General features: G+C 40.1%; 16 protein-coding genes. 10 read left to right on the top strand and 6 right to left on the bottom strand.

The genetic code is table 11. The features are described 5' to 3' along the window. Nucleotides 1-400 precede the first annotated feature (400 nt). Genes LEP1GSC195_RS20190 through LEP1GSC195_RS12995 form a run of 3 tightly spaced genes read left to right on the top strand, consistent with a single transcriptional unit; the run spans nucleotide 401 to nucleotide 3,851 of the window. Nucleotides 401-535 (top strand): hypothetical protein, encoded by a 135-nt coding sequence (locus LEP1GSC195_RS20190; protein WP_015680862.1) that lies wholly within the window; start codon nucleotides 401-403, stop codon nucleotides 533-535. Further along, complete coding sequence (locus LEP1GSC195_RS13000; protein ID WP_015681482.1) at nucleotides 535-1,311, top strand: ABC transporter ATP-binding protein; 777 nt, start codon at nucleotides 535-537, stop codon at nucleotides 1,309-1,311. The genes LEP1GSC195_RS20190 and LEP1GSC195_RS13000 overlap by 1 nt, the downstream gene beginning before the upstream one ends. Then, nucleotides 1,308-3,851 (top strand): ABC transporter permease, encoded by a 2,544-nt coding sequence (locus tag LEP1GSC195_RS12995; protein ID WP_015682033.1) that lies wholly within the window; start codon nucleotides 1,308-1,310, stop codon nucleotides 3,849-3,851. Before LEP1GSC195_RS13000 ends, LEP1GSC195_RS12995 begins: the two co-directional genes overlap by 4 nt. Before the next feature lie 58 nt (nucleotides 3,852-3,909). Here the strand turns inward: LEP1GSC195_RS12995 and fcpA are convergent, their stop codons facing one another. After that, on the bottom strand, nucleotides 3,910-4,812 hold the full coding sequence (gene fcpA, locus LEP1GSC195_RS12990) for a flagellar coiling protein FcpA (protein WP_039925880.1): 903 nt from the start codon (nucleotides 4,810-4,812) through the stop codon (nucleotides 3,910-3,912). A 233-nt stretch (nucleotides 4,813-5,045) separates the two neighbouring features. Here fcpA and LEP1GSC195_RS12985 point away from each other — a divergent pair, with 233 nt between their 5' ends. The 3 genes from LEP1GSC195_RS12985 to panB are packed head-to-tail and all read left to right on the top strand — an operon-like array spanning nucleotide 5,046 to nucleotide 7,168. Further along, on the top strand, nucleotides 5,046-5,909 hold the full coding sequence (locus LEP1GSC195_RS12985) for an ATP-binding protein (protein ID WP_039925882.1): 864 nt from the start codon (nucleotides 5,046-5,048) through the stop codon (nucleotides 5,907-5,909). Between the two features lie 4 nt (nucleotides 5,910-5,913). After that, nucleotides 5,914-6,387 (top strand): 2-amino-4-hydroxy-6-hydroxymethyldihydropteridine diphosphokinase, encoded by a 474-nt coding sequence (folK, locus tag LEP1GSC195_RS12980; protein WP_015682489.1) that lies wholly within the window; start codon nucleotides 5,914-5,916, stop codon nucleotides 6,385-6,387. After that, a complete protein-coding gene (panB, locus tag LEP1GSC195_RS12975) occupies nucleotides 6,362-7,168 on the top strand; it encodes a 3-methyl-2-oxobutanoate hydroxymethyltransferase (protein WP_015682677.1) in 807 nt (268 codons plus the stop codon). Before folK ends, panB begins: the two co-directional genes overlap by 26 nt. 3 nt (nucleotides 7,169-7,171) lie before the next feature. Here the strand turns inward: panB and LEP1GSC195_RS12970 are convergent, their stop codons facing one another. Genes LEP1GSC195_RS12970 through LEP1GSC195_RS19855 form a run of 4 tightly spaced genes read right to left on the bottom strand, consistent with a single transcriptional unit; the run spans nucleotide 7,172 to nucleotide 10,716 of the window. Beyond that, a complete protein-coding gene (locus LEP1GSC195_RS12970) occupies nucleotides 7,172-8,221 on the bottom strand; it encodes a 3-deoxy-7-phosphoheptulonate synthase (RefSeq protein ID WP_015682169.1) in 1,050 nt (349 codons plus the stop codon). 2 nt (nucleotides 8,222-8,223) lie between these two features. Next, a complete protein-coding gene (locus LEP1GSC195_RS12965; RefSeq protein WP_002977207.1) occupies nucleotides 8,224-8,565 on the bottom strand; it encodes a rhodanese-like domain-containing protein in 342 nt (113 codons plus the stop codon). After that, nucleotides 8,565-10,505 carry an ABC-F family ATP-binding cassette domain-containing protein gene (locus LEP1GSC195_RS12960; RefSeq protein ID WP_015681771.1) on the bottom strand — a complete coding sequence of 647 codons (1,941 nt, stop codon included), beginning with the start codon at nucleotides 10,503-10,505 and terminating at the stop codon, nucleotides 8,565-8,567. The genes LEP1GSC195_RS12965 and LEP1GSC195_RS12960 overlap by 1 nt, the downstream gene beginning before the upstream one ends. Nucleotides 10,506-10,554: 49 nt before the next feature. After that, entirely contained in the window at nucleotides 10,555-10,716 is a 162-nt protein-coding gene (locus LEP1GSC195_RS19855; protein ID WP_015682509.1) for a hypothetical protein, read from the bottom strand. A gap of 110 nt (nucleotides 10,717-10,826) precedes the next feature. Here LEP1GSC195_RS19855 and LEP1GSC195_RS12955 point away from each other — a divergent pair, with 110 nt between their 5' ends. Then, nucleotides 10,827-11,663, top strand: a complete 837-nt coding sequence (locus tag LEP1GSC195_RS12955) for a YihY/virulence factor BrkB family protein (protein WP_040506711.1) — start codon at nucleotides 10,827-10,829, stop codon at nucleotides 11,661-11,663. Here the strand turns inward: LEP1GSC195_RS12955 and LEP1GSC195_RS12950 are convergent. Continuing rightward, complete coding sequence (locus tag LEP1GSC195_RS12950) at nucleotides 11,648-12,061, bottom strand: hypothetical protein (protein WP_040507155.1); 414 nt, start codon at nucleotides 12,059-12,061, stop codon at nucleotides 11,648-11,650. The genes LEP1GSC195_RS12955 and LEP1GSC195_RS12950 overlap by 16 nt on opposite strands. Nucleotides 12,062-12,213: 152 nt before the next feature. Between LEP1GSC195_RS12950 and LEP1GSC195_RS12945 the strand changes: the two genes are divergently transcribed. From LEP1GSC195_RS12945 to LEP1GSC195_RS12935, 3 genes are read left to right on the top strand one after another with little or no spacing between them, the layout of a single operon-like run. Next, nucleotides 12,214-12,654 carry a hypothetical protein gene (locus tag LEP1GSC195_RS12945; protein WP_015681383.1) on the top strand — a complete coding sequence of 147 codons (441 nt, stop codon included), beginning with the start codon at nucleotides 12,214-12,216 and terminating at the stop codon, nucleotides 12,652-12,654. Beyond that, entirely contained in the window at nucleotides 12,635-13,207 is a 573-nt protein-coding gene (locus tag LEP1GSC195_RS12940) for an LIC12231 family lipoprotein (protein WP_015682197.1), read from the top strand. The genes LEP1GSC195_RS12945 and LEP1GSC195_RS12940 overlap by 20 nt, the downstream gene beginning before the upstream one ends. 5 nt (nucleotides 13,208-13,212) lie before the next feature. Further along, complete coding sequence (locus LEP1GSC195_RS12935; RefSeq protein WP_015682633.1) at nucleotides 13,213-14,199, top strand: sulfite exporter TauE/SafE family protein; 987 nt, start codon at nucleotides 13,213-13,215, stop codon at nucleotides 14,197-14,199. Nucleotides 14,200-14,240 lie beyond the last annotated feature (41 nt).

Genomic DNA, 14,240 nt, shown 5'->3' with positions numbered 1-14,240 from the left:
GTAGTAATTCTACTTTCTCACGGAGTCGATGATTTTTACAAGCTTTTTGAAACTCTTGGACAAACAAACTTTGCAGAGATTGTATTGATAAAGGTTCGTGACGGATCCACATTCCGCACAAGGTTTAAGATTATTGATTTTCACATTCATAAAGTCTGCAGTATTTATCTTTGTATTGCATTCGAGCATTCTATATTTACCTGTATGAGTCCGCTTATCGACAGTGCTGTTCATAACTCCCCAAAAATCCCAAAAACAGGGGAAGGGGAAACACTACGATGAAGTTACTTTATATGAAACCCACCCTTTGGGGTCAAAAAAAATTAGGATGTACGCTCAAAAAGATAAGTAAAATTTTGTCAGATTTTTTTCTAATCTGTGCAATATAGTTGGAACGGAAATGAAAATTAAAAAAATTATAACTGTTATGGAAAAAATTGAAAAATCATTGTTAGGTGATATTTTTTCTAATAAATGCCCGTTATTAGTCATGTCTCTTTTGTTAGGCGATAAAATCTTTGGGGGAAAAACCTAGTGTTGGAATTTAAAAATGTGTTTAAGTCATTTCATAATGAATCGGAAACGATTGATGTGTTGAAAAATATTTCATTTCGCATTGAAACAGGTGAATTTGTAGCGATTATAGGCCCATCAGGCTCAGGTAAGTCAACACTTCTTGGTGTAGCGGCCGGTCTAGATAAACCGGATACAGGTATTGTTTCCTTAGATGGAATCGATGTGACTCAGGAAAATGAATCGAATTTAGCCGATTTACGTGCAGATCGGATTGGTTTTATCTTTCAAAACTTCCAATTACTTCCTGGCCTCAATGCAATTGAAAACGTAGGCATTCCATTATACTTAAAATCATCATTAACAGAAGCAGAGATTTTAAAAAAATCAGAAAAGATATTGGAATCTGTATCTATGTCCCATCGTGCGACTCACTTCCCCAAACAATTGTCAGGTGGAGAAGAGCAGAGAATTGCCATTGCAAGAAGTTTTGTTAACGATCCGAAGATCATTTTTGCAGATGAACCCACTGCCAACTTAGATTTTAAAAATAGCAAAACAATATTAGACCTACTTTTGTACAGAAACAAAGAACAAGGTACTACTTTAGTTGTGGTAACCCATGACCCTGATGTGGCAAAACTAGCCGATCGTGTGTTAGAAATGAAAGATGGGGAAATTATTTCGGATTCTCGGAACAAAAAGAAAACTCAGTCGGCTTCTTCCCAAAAGTCGGTCGCAAAAAAGACCACCAAACAGAAAAAAACGATTGGAACCTCAAAGAAGGCGAGTCGATGAAAGCATCTTTGTTTCGTTTTTATCTAAAAAGGGAGCTATTCTCTCGGTTTCGGTATTCCCTGCTTATTGTAGTTTCTATTACTCTTGGTGTGGGTTCAGTGATTGGGATCCATTCTTACAAAGACAATACCGCAAATGCCATCAAAAAAGAGGCAAAATCAATTATGGGGGCCGATATCGCTCTCCAATCCCCCCAAGAAATCTCCAAAACAGCGGAAAAATTGGTGGAAACCACCCTTCCCCCAGGATCAGAAACTAGTGCTTCCATTCAGTTTTTGTCTATGATTTCCAATGAATCGGGGGAAGAGAATTCCTTAAGTTTTATCAAGGCTGTGGAAACAAATTATCCTTTTTACGGAGAAATGAAAACCGAACCGGAAGCGGCTTACCGAAATTTGAAACCAAACCAGGTTTTACTCGATAAATCTCTAGTGGAGAATCTCAAATTAAAACTCGGAGACCGAGTGCGTTTGGGTGATAGTTTACTCGTGTTAGCTGGTGTTGTGGTGAAAGAACCAGGTGCAGTGGGTTCTTTTGTGGGATCGGCTCCAGGTTCCATCATTCGTAGAGATACTGCCAACAAAACAGGGCTTGTGCAGAGAGGAAGTCGCATCCGATATACCATCTATGCCAAGTTTCCGGATTCCATTGATAGTTTGGATTGGAAGGACAAAGAATTTGAAGCCCTCATCAAAGAAGACTTAACCATCTATCACAATACAGAAGTGAATTCGGGATCCCAACAGTTTATCAAAAACACTTTTGATTATATGGCTCTTCTTGCTCTTGCTGGTTTTTTTCTGGGAGCCATCGCTGTATATACAGCAGTAAGAACTCGGTTACTCGAAAAAAGAAACGAGATCGCCATCCTTATGTGTCTCGGGGCCAAACCCAATGTGATTTTACTTTTGGTCTTTGCAGAAATTTTAATCCTCTCCATTTTCGGAACCACTCTTGGGCTTGTATTGGGATTTGGAATCCAATCCATTTTACCGGATATCAGCGGGCTTATGTCTGTCGAAGCTGGGATTGTATTTGGATTCTCTTTTTCTTCGATTCTTTGGAGTTTGGTGCTTGGAGTTGTATTACCACTGCTCATCTCCATTCCCCTTGTTTTAGAAACAAGATCGGTGAAACCCCTTGCAGCACTGAAAGAAGTAGAATCACAAACCAGCGGCAATTTATCCACATCCAAATGGCAATTTGTTTCTTTTCTTTTGATTTATATTCTCTTTACCAGTCTTGCCGTCCTCGAAACAGAAAGTATCTTTAAAGGGATTCTTTTTACATTGGTACTACTAACCTTACCTGTTCTTGTGTACGGTTTGTACATCCTTCTTGGACTATTCATCACAAAAATTTCTAAACTGGGATGGCTTTCGAAAGAGTGGAGCCTTGTGACAAAAAAAGTCACTCGTAAATCAGGAGCCCTAAGACTATCCATCATTGGGCTTGGGTCTGCTTTGTTTATTTTGACATTGTCCCTCATTTTACAAGAAAGTTTGCTCGAACTGAGTGGGGCACGGGAAATCGAACGAAGGCCCAATATGTTTCTGTTGGACATCCGAGAAACACAAAAAGATGACCTACTAACGGCTATTAAAGCCTTTCCTGTGGAAAAACAATATTTGGCACCTGTGATTGGCGCTCGCCTCTCTAAAGTCAATGGGGAACCCATTAAAAAAGAAGATACCATCAAAAACGCAATGGATCGCAATTGGCGTGCCACTGCCAGAACTCGGGAATACTTCTTATCGTACAGAGATGAGATATATGATACCGAAGAGGTAACCAAAGGGAATTGGTGGGACGAATCGGGACGAAATGAAATTTCGGTGGAACGTGATTTTGCTGGTTATTTGCAAGCGGGAGTGGGGGATGAACTCACCTTCAATGTCCAAGGCCGTGAAGTTTCTGGAAAAATCACAAACCTTCGTTCTGTGAACTGGGCCGATATGAAACCGAACTTCGTAGTTCTATTTTCCAAAGGGATTTTGGAAAAAGCCCCTCGGTTTTATATTGTTTCCTTACTCATTGATACAAACGAAGACAGATACCAATTACAAAAGGTCATCGTGAATCAGTTTCCGAATATCACGGTGATTGATACGGAAAAAACCATCCAAGCCTTTATGGGAATTTTAGAGAAAGTGACACAGATGATGGCACTGATGACGGCCTTTATTTTGGCGGCCTCTTTTGTTCTCGTATTTACAACGTTATATGCAAGCCAATCGGAACGGAAACGGGAGTTTGCATTATTACGAGTGATTGGAGCCAACAGTCGTTTTATGGGTAAACATTTTCTTAGAGAAGCCCTGCTTGTTTCTGTGATTTCCTTTTTACTCGGACTGATTTATTCCGTTGTTTCCAATGAGGTACTGAACCGGTCGGTCTTGGAGCTCCGCAGTGTGTATCCTTATGGACAACTCACTCTAGTGTTTGTGGGGATTTGTTTTGTGACGGTGAGTTTGTATGCACTCGGACTTTTTAGTTTCTTTCGAATGCCAACGAAGACTGTACTCAAAGAAATTAAATAAAAACAAAAAAGCCCGGGGTTAAAGCCGGGCTTTCTCATTGAAAGAGATGTTTTCGGGATTATTGTGCTACCGAAATAACCTCATCTCGGTTGATTACGTTAACAATATGTTTGTATTCAGGAGAATCCTTTCCATATTTTAACTCAGTGGCACGTAGTAAGTGAACGTTCTTTTTGTAACGATACTTGAAGAGCATATCATCTGGTCCTTTGGACTTTTTGATCATGTTTTCTTCGAAGCTATAGGCACTTGCAAGATACTTGTGAGCAGGATATTCTTTCTCGTTATCATCAATTTCGATGTAAAGTTCAAGAATTGGGATGGTTTGAGGAAGATTTTGTAGGTCATACTCAGCCATTACCCATGAACGGTAAACATCAGAAAGAAGTCTTTTAAACTCAGGTCTTTCTCTTAAGTCAGGGTTTTTAATTTCGTCAAGGTGGTTGATCGCTTTAGAGAAGTAGTTGAGAGCGTCTTGTTTCGCTTTCATTTTTTCACGGTAAACTACACGTTCTTCTCTGGATTTACGATCCACTTTTTGCCAGTACCATTTTTCATCTAAGCGTTTCTTTTCCGCTTCTTCTTTGCGGTACTGCTCAACCCAATCTCTATTTTTCATAACGGTATTGATACCGGATTGGTAGTTTGAAAGAGCCAAACGGAATTGGTTGTTAGCGAAAGTTTTAGAAAGTTGGTGTAACTCTTGGAAAGTTTTGTTATACCCTTTAAAATCAGGATTCTTCCAAAGAGATTCCTGTTCCATAATTTCTTTCTTTCTCTTTTTTTGGTCTTCGGTAAGTTCCGCATCGTCATTCTCAGGAACGAGTTCGCCTTTGAGAAGTTCGTCGACTTGGTCTTTAGCCGCTTGGCTGTCTTGAGCGTTCGCAGGCTGAGTTTGTGCGAAAAGCACACTGAAGCCGGACACCAGTTGGAGAATAAGGAGATACTTAATAATCTTCATAGTCGTGTGACCCTTTTGTCTCTTTCAATATTTTGAAGGAATAGGTTTATCTATTTCTTCAATGAAAGTATCGGAATGGCAAGAGTCAATAATAACGAATTAATGCGGAAAAAAACCTAATTGTGAACTTTTTCTTCCGATTCCATTCCATTTAAAGGGACATAAGTCCTTAAACTCCTAAAAAATCTCATTCCTTGACAGCTTAGAGAATTCGAGAAGATTGCTCCTTGGAGATGAATTTATCCGAAATTACTTCCATCCGAGACGGAAATCCGCAGTGTAAAACCTGTGGAGGGGTCGGAATTACCTTAGCAGAACATGTCCGGGGCTCTCGTTCAGGGGCACTAGTGCTTTGCCATTGTATAGGTAGCGACTGTAACACTTGTGAGTCGAAAGGGCAAGCTCCCTTTATGACTTTCGATCGAAAATTGGACAAAATGCTTCCTTGTGTTTGCCACAACGCTCGGTTTTCCCTTCGTAACCTAGAGAATTTGGTCGAAAAGGCCAACATTCCAGCCCGTTACCGCTTCCAATTTTTGTCCACAATCGACATTGGCGATACAGCAAACGACCCCGATATGTCTTTTATCATCGCTCATGACTGGGCCAATGAACTGGTTCATAAATTTAAAAATCCAGATTTTTCCCCACAGGGATTTTATCTTTGGGGTGGGACTGGATCTGGGAAAACCTTACTCGCTTGCGTCATATTAAATGAACTCATCTTTCGTTATGGGATCACTTGTAAGTATGCTAAGGTAAACAAAGACTTTTTGTCTGCCATCCGTGATACTTATCAATCCGATAGCGAAACTCATGGCCAAGAACGTTCCATTGAAAAGGAATTTGCCAACGTTGATGTTCTTATCATTGATGACTTTGGAGTTCAGAAGGAATCCGAATTCAACAATCGTAAGTTATACGATCTCATTGATAGTCGTTATGAACAAGAGAAACTCACTCTTCTCACTTCCAACCATTCTCTTGTTGAGTGGAGAGACAGAGGCCAAGGTCGCATCTACTCACGGCTTATGGAAATGACTAAAGAAATTGAATTAAAGTGTCCGGACTATCGCACTAAGTTTGTAAAGAGGTAAGATTATGAAATATTCCAACATTGCCTTTTTGTCTCTCGGTTCCAACATTGGTGACAGACATCATTTTATGGACCAGGCAATTTGGGAAATTTCAACACTACCCGAAGTTCAAATTTTAAAACAATCCGAAAGATTGGAAACCGCACCCTTAGAAAATACCAACCAACCTTACTTTTTAAACCAAATTTTAAAAGTAATGGTATCTTCTGCCTTTACACTTCCTTGTCTTTTGGATTCATTACAAGGAATTGAAGACAAACTCGGTCGTAAACGTAGGTCTTGGAAAGGACCTCGCGAAATCGATATCGATATTCTTACCTACGAAGCGGTGGTGATGAAAACAGATTTTTTACACCTTCCTCATCATTCGCTTTATTCTAGGCCTTTCATAAAACAATTGTTAACCGATATGGGAGAAATTGGAGTTTATACACTCTTTTTGGAACTAAACCATGAAAAACATTATTCTACAGTATAAAAAAAAGTATGATGCGGGGGAACCGATCTCTGTTGTTACTTGTTACGACTATACCTTTGCCACTCTCTTTAACCGAACGGAAGTAGATTGTTTACTTGTAGGAGATTCTCTAGGAATGGTGATCCAAGGAAACCAGTCCACACTTCCTGTTACACTCGATGAAATCATCTACCATACAAAGGCGGTTTGTAAGGGAGCTCCCGACAAAACCATTGTTGCTGATTTGCCATTTTTATCTTACCAAACATCGATCGAAGAAGGGATTCGTTCTGCAGGCCGTGTGCTCAAAGAAACCAATGCTTCTTGTGTGAAACTGGAAGGGGATTCTGATTTTATCATCGAACTTACTAAGAGGATGACAGAATCTGGGATTCCGGTTTTTGCCCATTTGGGACTCACTCCTCAGTCGGTTCATACTCTCGGGGGACACCGTGTCCAAGGGAAAACCGAAGCGGCTCGTTCCAAAATGATTCGCAAATCCAGAGAAATTGCGGAAGCAGGCGCCTTTGCTTTGTTACTTGAAATGGTTCCTGAATCTTTGGGCAAGGAAATTACAGAATCCATCCGCATTCCAACGATTGGAATTGGAGCCGGAAAGTACACCTCAGGCCAAGTCCTTGTGATGCAGGATTTACTAGGTCTGAATGAAGACTTTCATCCTAAGTTTTTAAAGAAGTTTGGAAATTTGAGTGGGGCAGTGAAGGATGCGGTGAATCTTTACCACCGCGAAGTTTCCAAACGTGAGTATCCATCGGAGACCCACGTTTTTCCTGATACTTAAAGCCTATTTTCTCTTTTTAGCAGCTTCAGCCAATCGTTCGAACATAGGAATGGTAGTTTCCCAAGAGACACAAGCATCCGTGATGGACTGACCATAAACAAGAGGTTTGGCATCGATAGACTGATTTCCCTCTTTCAGATGGCTTTCAATCATCACACCTAAGATATGATTGCTTCCTTTCTCAAATTGTTCTGCTACCGCATCGATCACACTTGGTTGTTTTCTATAGTCTTTTTGGCTATTGCCATGAGAACAGTCCACCATCACTTTTGCAGGAAGACCCGCTTTTTCGATTTGAGCACAAACTTCCGTTACGGACGCCTCATCAAAGTTAGGTCCTTTGTTTCCACCACGTAAAATCACATGAGTGTCTTTATTACCCGCAGTACGAAAGATGGCACTGCTTCCTTGGTTGGTAACAGAAAGAAAATGATGGCTAGAACCTGCAGAACGAATCGCATCCACAGCAATTTGTACATTTCCATCGGTTCCATTTTTAAAACCAATAGGCGCTGATAAACCCGATGCCAATTCACGATGCACTTGGCTTTCCGTGGTTCTTGCCCCAATGGCACCCCAAGCCACTAAATCCGCAATGTATTGGGGAGAAATCACATCTAAAAATTCGGTTCCACAAGGGATTCCCATGTTATTTAAATCTAACAAGAGTTTGCGGGCCAGTTGGAGGCCTTTGTTGATATGAAAAGATCCATCTAAATCGGGATCGTTGATGAGTCCTTTCCAACCCACAGTGGTTCTTGGTTTTTCAAAATAAACTCGCATCACAATCAAAAGTTCATTTTTGAATTCTTCAATTTTTGGTTTTAGTTTGGATGCATATTCCATCACGGCACCAATATCGTGAACAGAACATGGCCCAACGACAACTAACATCCGCTTGTTGTCTTTGCCATGGATGATATCAGAAATTTCACTTCTTGTCCGTACGACCACATCGGATGCTGCATCGGTTAATGGAAGTTCTTCGATGATAACAGAAGGAGGGATGAGACTATGTTGTTCTAAAATTCTTAAATTGGCTGTAGGTTTCATAATTAATACTTTTGCATGGATGGGTCAACTAAATCGGAATAAGCAAGGGTTCCTCCGGCTACGTTTTTGTAGGATTTGAATCCTGCTTGGGCCAAAATTCCACAAGCCATTCCGGACCTTCCACCCGAACGGCAATAGACCAAAATTTCTTTATCAATTTGGTTTTTTAATTCTTCGATGCGGGCAGCAAGTTCACTAACGGGAATGAGTTTGTCTGTGCCAGGGACTAAAGCAATTTGTTGTTCATTGGGATTTCTTACATCCAATACAAAAAAATCATCTTTGCCTTCTGCACGTGCATCCAATCGTTTTTTAAAACTTACTACATCAATTTCCGGTACCATTATGTAACTCCGCCCATTTCTTCTAGTTCTAGAGTTGCATCTTCCCAACGTTTCGTAAGGAGAGCAACTTCTCTTTTAATATCGTTATAAGTGTCCATTTCCAACTGAAAACTTCTATTTTTAAAGAACTCAGGATCCTGTAAAAGTTCCTCTTTGTCCTTTTTATTTTTTTCCAGCCTTTCTATTTGGACTTCCAAATCGGAAATTTCTTTCTCTAATTTTTTCCGTTTGTTTTTGCTTGCTTGAGGATTTGCTTTTTTTTCCTCAAACTTAGCTTTACCCGCAGGATTTTGGGCAGGAGATTCCTTTTCATCTTCCTTATGGAACTTGAGGTAGTCGTCAAAACTACAATTTAGGTTTTGTAAAACTCCCCCAGAGAGTTGGAAGGTACGGTTACAAAGTCCCTTCATAAAATCCGGGTCGTGGCTGATGATGAGTAGGCTTCCTGGAAAATCGATCAGGGATCTTTTGATGGCTTCCCGAATCACAATGTCCAAATGGTTTGTGGGTTCATCTAAAAATAGGCAATTGGTGGGGTGGTTGACAAGAAGGGCCAAACGAAGGCGGCTCTGTTCTCCACCTGATAGGTGTTTTACGGATTTAAATACCCCGTCTCCCGGAAAAGCAAAATGCCCAAGAAGTGTCCTTGCTTTTTCTTCACTGAGTTCGGGGTATTTTTTTAGGACTGTTTCCACAAGGTTGAGACTTTCGTCTAAATCTTCTCCGTGGGTTTGGGAAAAGTATCCCAGTTTGGTTTTCGGTCCATAATAGAGGGAACCTGAATCCAGTTTGTGTCTTTCTAAAAGACAACGCATAAGAGTGGACTTTCCAGCACCATTGGGACCAACTAACGCTACTTTGTCGCCTGCGGAGATTTCAATCTCTGCATTTTCAAAGATCTGTTTTTTCACTCCTGTATTTTTATCAGGATAAGAAAAAGAAGCATTTTCTAATCGAAGGATGATATTACTCGAAGGAACAAATTGGAATTGATAATCTGGTTTTTGGTTCCAGAAAGATTCTTCTGGATTGTCTACCTTGTCTCTTTTTTCCAAACGTTTGATGACCGACTGGACTTGCCTTGCTTTGGTTGCTTGGGCACGGAAACGTTCCACCCATTCCATTCGGCTCTTAAGATAGGTTTCTTCTTTTGCGAATTGTGCTTTTAGTTGTTCTTGGATTTCATTTTTTGCTTCAAAAAATTCTTCCAAACTTCCTTGGAATTCAAAAGTTCCATGAGGATTGATTTCAATAATGGTATCGACTGTTTGATTCAGAAATTCAGGATCATGGGTCACAAGAACAAAGGCTTGGTTTTGTGAGACAAGAAAGTCCGCTAACCAAGATTTGGTTTTATCATCCAAATGGTTTGTGGGCTCATCCAAAAGTAATAAATTATGTGGGTTGAGTAGGGCAATGGCAAGACCAATGCGGTGGTGGTAACCCGGTGAAAACTCTTTGGTTTTGCGTACAAAATCGGCCGTGGAAAAACCAAGACCCGATAGAATTTTTTTGGCTCTCGCTTCTAGACCGTGTAAGTCGTGTAAGTGGGCAAATTCTTCCAGGTCACTTTGTTCATGAAGGAGTTCTTCAAAAGCTGGATCTTCATGATCTATAGTTTCGAATTTGGATTCGATGAGTTTTCGTTTGCCATCATATTCAGCATAGAGTTTGTTTTCATCGAGAACTGTATCGATGACAGAAGTCTCGGGACTGAATTCTGGGATCTGTTGGAAAAGAGAAAGGACCGTATTTTTGGAACGGATGACTTCCCCGGATTCGGGTTTCATCTTTCCGGCCGCCATTTGGAAAAGGGTGGTTTTTCCGGAGCCGTTGGGACCCACGATGGCAACGCGACACCCTGGTTTGATATGCCAGCTGAATCCCTCAAAGAGAACTTTGGGGCCGAAATGTTGGTGGATTTGGATGAATTGGATCAAGGGGTGTGAAAACCCGCCAGTTCGGCGGGGAATTTAGGAGGGACTAACCTTATTTCTTGGCTAGAAGTTCCGCCTTTCTTTCGCGAAGGTGTTTCACATAAAGGCTGGATTCGCCGTTCATTGTTTCGACAGACTTTTTAATGGCCGAGTCAATTTCTTCGACCGTCATCTTCGCGATTTTTTTGTTCTTATTTTCTTTTTCTTCTGACATGGAAGTTTTCCCCTTTTAGGTACGTCACTGAGATTCTTCCAGGGTTTCCTCGGTAAATGAGACTGCAAGAAAAATAAGACAAAAATACAGACAAGTTCCAAACTGACCGCATGAAACGCCTCAGACGATTTTTCAGCGAAGTGTACTTGTACGATGTCCATGGCCTTGCTTCGGAACTTTCGTTTACCTTCCTTTTGACCTTGTTTCCCCTCCTCGTTGTCTTTGTGACCCTACTTGGGCTTTTGCAGGATCCGAGAACCATCAATTTGATGACAGACCAAATGGGTAAGTTTTTACCGGCACCCATTTTTCAACCCATTGATAAAAGTGTCGAGAATCTAACAAAGGTTAAAAGCTATAATGTGATCGCAGTCAGCATTGCAATTTCGTTTTTTTCCAGTTTGACTATCTTTGGAACCATATCCAAAGCACTTCGGTTTATCTCTCGGGACGAAACCAAGGTTGGTTTTATTGCATCCCAGTGGATCAATTTTCGATTGTTAGTGATCTCTTTGTTACTACTGGTTTTGTATTTTTATCTGACATTCGGAATGGTTGCCGCAGAACGTTTTTTGTTTCAAAAGTTTCGATTTGGGTTTTTTAGATACAATCCCTATTTGTCAGTATCTCTTATTATTTTGCCATATAGCATTGGTTTGTTTACATTCTATTATGCTTATATTACTAAAGCAAAAACAACTTTAAAAGAAAATTTACCTGGTGCGATTTTTGCGTCCCTACTTGTTCTTGGAATGAGTTTTGGATTCCAAGGGTATCTCAAAATGAAAAACGTAGGAGTGAATTATTCTTTAGCCTATGATTTGATTTCCAAAATGGTAGTGTTGATGTTGTACACCTATATCAATTCTACATTTTTTATCTGGGGATTTTTATGGAACCAGGTCCTTGCGGACGATAAAAAAATAAAACCTCAGTCTAAAAAGTAATCGGGTTCTAAGATCCTAGGACAAAAAGAAATAATGATTCCGAAGTAGTGGCGTGCCAAGGAATGGAATAACCACTCTCCACCGGAAGAAAGGATATCATCAGAATCTAGGTCAGTGTATCCTTTTTTATGGAATAACTGATCGAGGCTCCAATTTTCTTCTCCGGGAATAACTTGGACTTTCAGATGAGCATAAAATTTATTTTCTAACCGTTCATAACGAAATACTAATGCTCTTCCACCTAACGGGTTTCTGATGGTGAAGGTGAGCCAAGAGGGAAAATCATTTTCTGGTTCTGAACTCAAGTGGTAAAGTTCCCATCCTACATCTTTTGCGTTTCCAAAAAATTCTTGAAAGCTGGAAGTAAAAGCGGATTGGTATTCGGCTGTGATCCCCATTTGTTTTTGATAGAAATAGAACCCCAGATTTAAAGCAAATTTTATCTGAATTTTCCTAACAAAGTTTTGAAATGTTTTTTGGAAAAAAATCACAAATTCCAGTTTCCCTAAGAATGAGATTCATTAGGATGGGGACTTGAGGTTTGTAACCTATGATCGAAACCATCAATATCAATTGGCCAAGCGGAGCCATCGATCCCGTCATCCATTGCCCGGCTTGTGGAAGTCTTGTCTTAAGTCCGTTAGAAGAAGAAGGACCTGGTTGCCATCACATTCAGTTTATCATTGATAGTGAATCTGGCGAATTTAACTACATCACAGAACCTTTCGATGAAATTTTAAAAGAATTTCGTAAACCGGAAGTAGAGGGTTTTGACGAATGGGATGCGACAGAAGGATTTTTAGAAGAAGCAGAATCCAATACATTCTATGTAATGAATTTAATTTTACCTAGTAATGTTTCTATCGAGGATGATCCTGTTTGTTTACGAATTGGGTTTGAATTATTTTTTGGCGAAGACCAAGAAGAATTGTATGAAGAATTAGAAAGAAGACATGACGAGGAAGGTTTGCATGACCATAGCCAAAACTAAAGTATCTCCCATTGCAGTTGCAATTGTTACACTTTTCATTTTTACCAATTGTTTGATCAGTTATAAGGATCATCCTAAAATTCTTCCTCTTCCTTCTGAAGAAAAAACTAACGATGCTAACTTTGTTTATGCGTTACCTACGTTTCCTCAAATGAATTTGGGGGGAAGAGAAGCTCTCAAGAACTACTTTCAAAACAAAACTCGTTTTAAAAATACAGTGGAAGGTGTGGACGTACCGAAGTCCGGATATTTGGTTAATGTAAAAGTAAATTACCGTTCTCCTTCTCCGGAAGCGACAGTGTTTCTTGGAATTTCTACTCTGACTGCTACATTACTTCCTGCTTGGTCCACTCAAGATGGTTATGATGTACAATACCTTCTCTACAAAGATGGAAAGAAGGTAGGAACTTATGATTACCATATCTTTAGAAACTATGCGCAGTGGCTTCTTTTCATTCCTATTTCTTGGTACAACTTTGAAACAGCAACCGAACGAGAAGTTTTTGAAAGAACTACACTGAAGTTCTTTGAGGATGCTAAGGAACATTTCTAAAACCATTGGATTTCAACTTTCAAATTTATCATGATTTTGTTTGGGGCTTCTGGCCTGGGATCATTGTAGTTTTTGGAGTTGGATTCTTTGTTGGGTATTTAGCCTCCTTTTTAGGTTTGGGAGGAGGGTTTATTTACACTCCCTTCTTCCATAGTTTCTTCCACCTTACAGCCGTTCAAGCCGTAGCAGTTTCTTTGGCACAGATGCCGGTCTCTGCACTTTCCGGCCTTGTTGTGTATTATAAAAACAATAAAATTCGTTGGAAACAAGGGTTTCTTTTGCTTTGTACATCGATTCCTGCGGCGCAGTATACTGCGTATAAGTTTGGAAGGTTTGAAGACACAGAGTTCGGCAAACAGTTGTATTATGGAATTCCTTTGTCGGAATTTATTTATCTGGTGGTGTTTACATTTTTTCTGGGAATCCTTGCAGTATATAATTTGATCACAGCTTTAAAGAGGAGAAGGAAATACTACCAATCTCTGGAAGCACAGTCTGAAATTTTGCATCCCACTTCCGAAGCGAATGCCAAAATCACTGGGTCAAATTTGAATTCAAATTCTCTTCCGGTTTTGCCAGTGCAAGAAAATAAGAACGATGTGGATTTGTTTTCCTATTCCTCCAAATCCGTTTTGATCGTTCTTTTCACAGGAATCTTTTTTGGTTTGTTTTCCTCCCTTTTTGGGATTGGCGGAGGTTTCCTTGCGGTCCCTCTCTTTGTGTATTACTTTCGCATGAGTCCCGTAGAAGCGGTGGCCACATCTTTTCTCGGAATTTTTCTCACTTCCTTTGGAACGAGTGTTTTGTTTTTTATGCAAGGAAAGTTGCATTTGGAACTTGCCCTTGTGGGAAGTTTTGGAGGGATCTTTGGGGCAAGGATTGGTTCCTTAAAAGCAGTGAATGCCAAACCTTATAGCATCTTACTTGTCACAGCTATCTTTCAGTTTTTGGTTGTGGTTTGGTATGTGCTCGGCAAACTTCCAAAATTCTAGTTGTCGAATTTCGTTTTTTTATTTAGATTTCGTCTAAATCG

Source organism: Leptospira wolbachii serovar Codice str. CDC (assembly GCF_000332515.2).
Classification (GTDB): Bacteria; Spirochaetota; Leptospiria; order Leptospirales; family Leptospiraceae; genus Leptospira_A; species Leptospira_A wolbachii.
The sequence above is the reverse complement of the archived record's forward strand: the minus strand, read 5'-3'. Positions and strand labels throughout refer to the sequence as shown.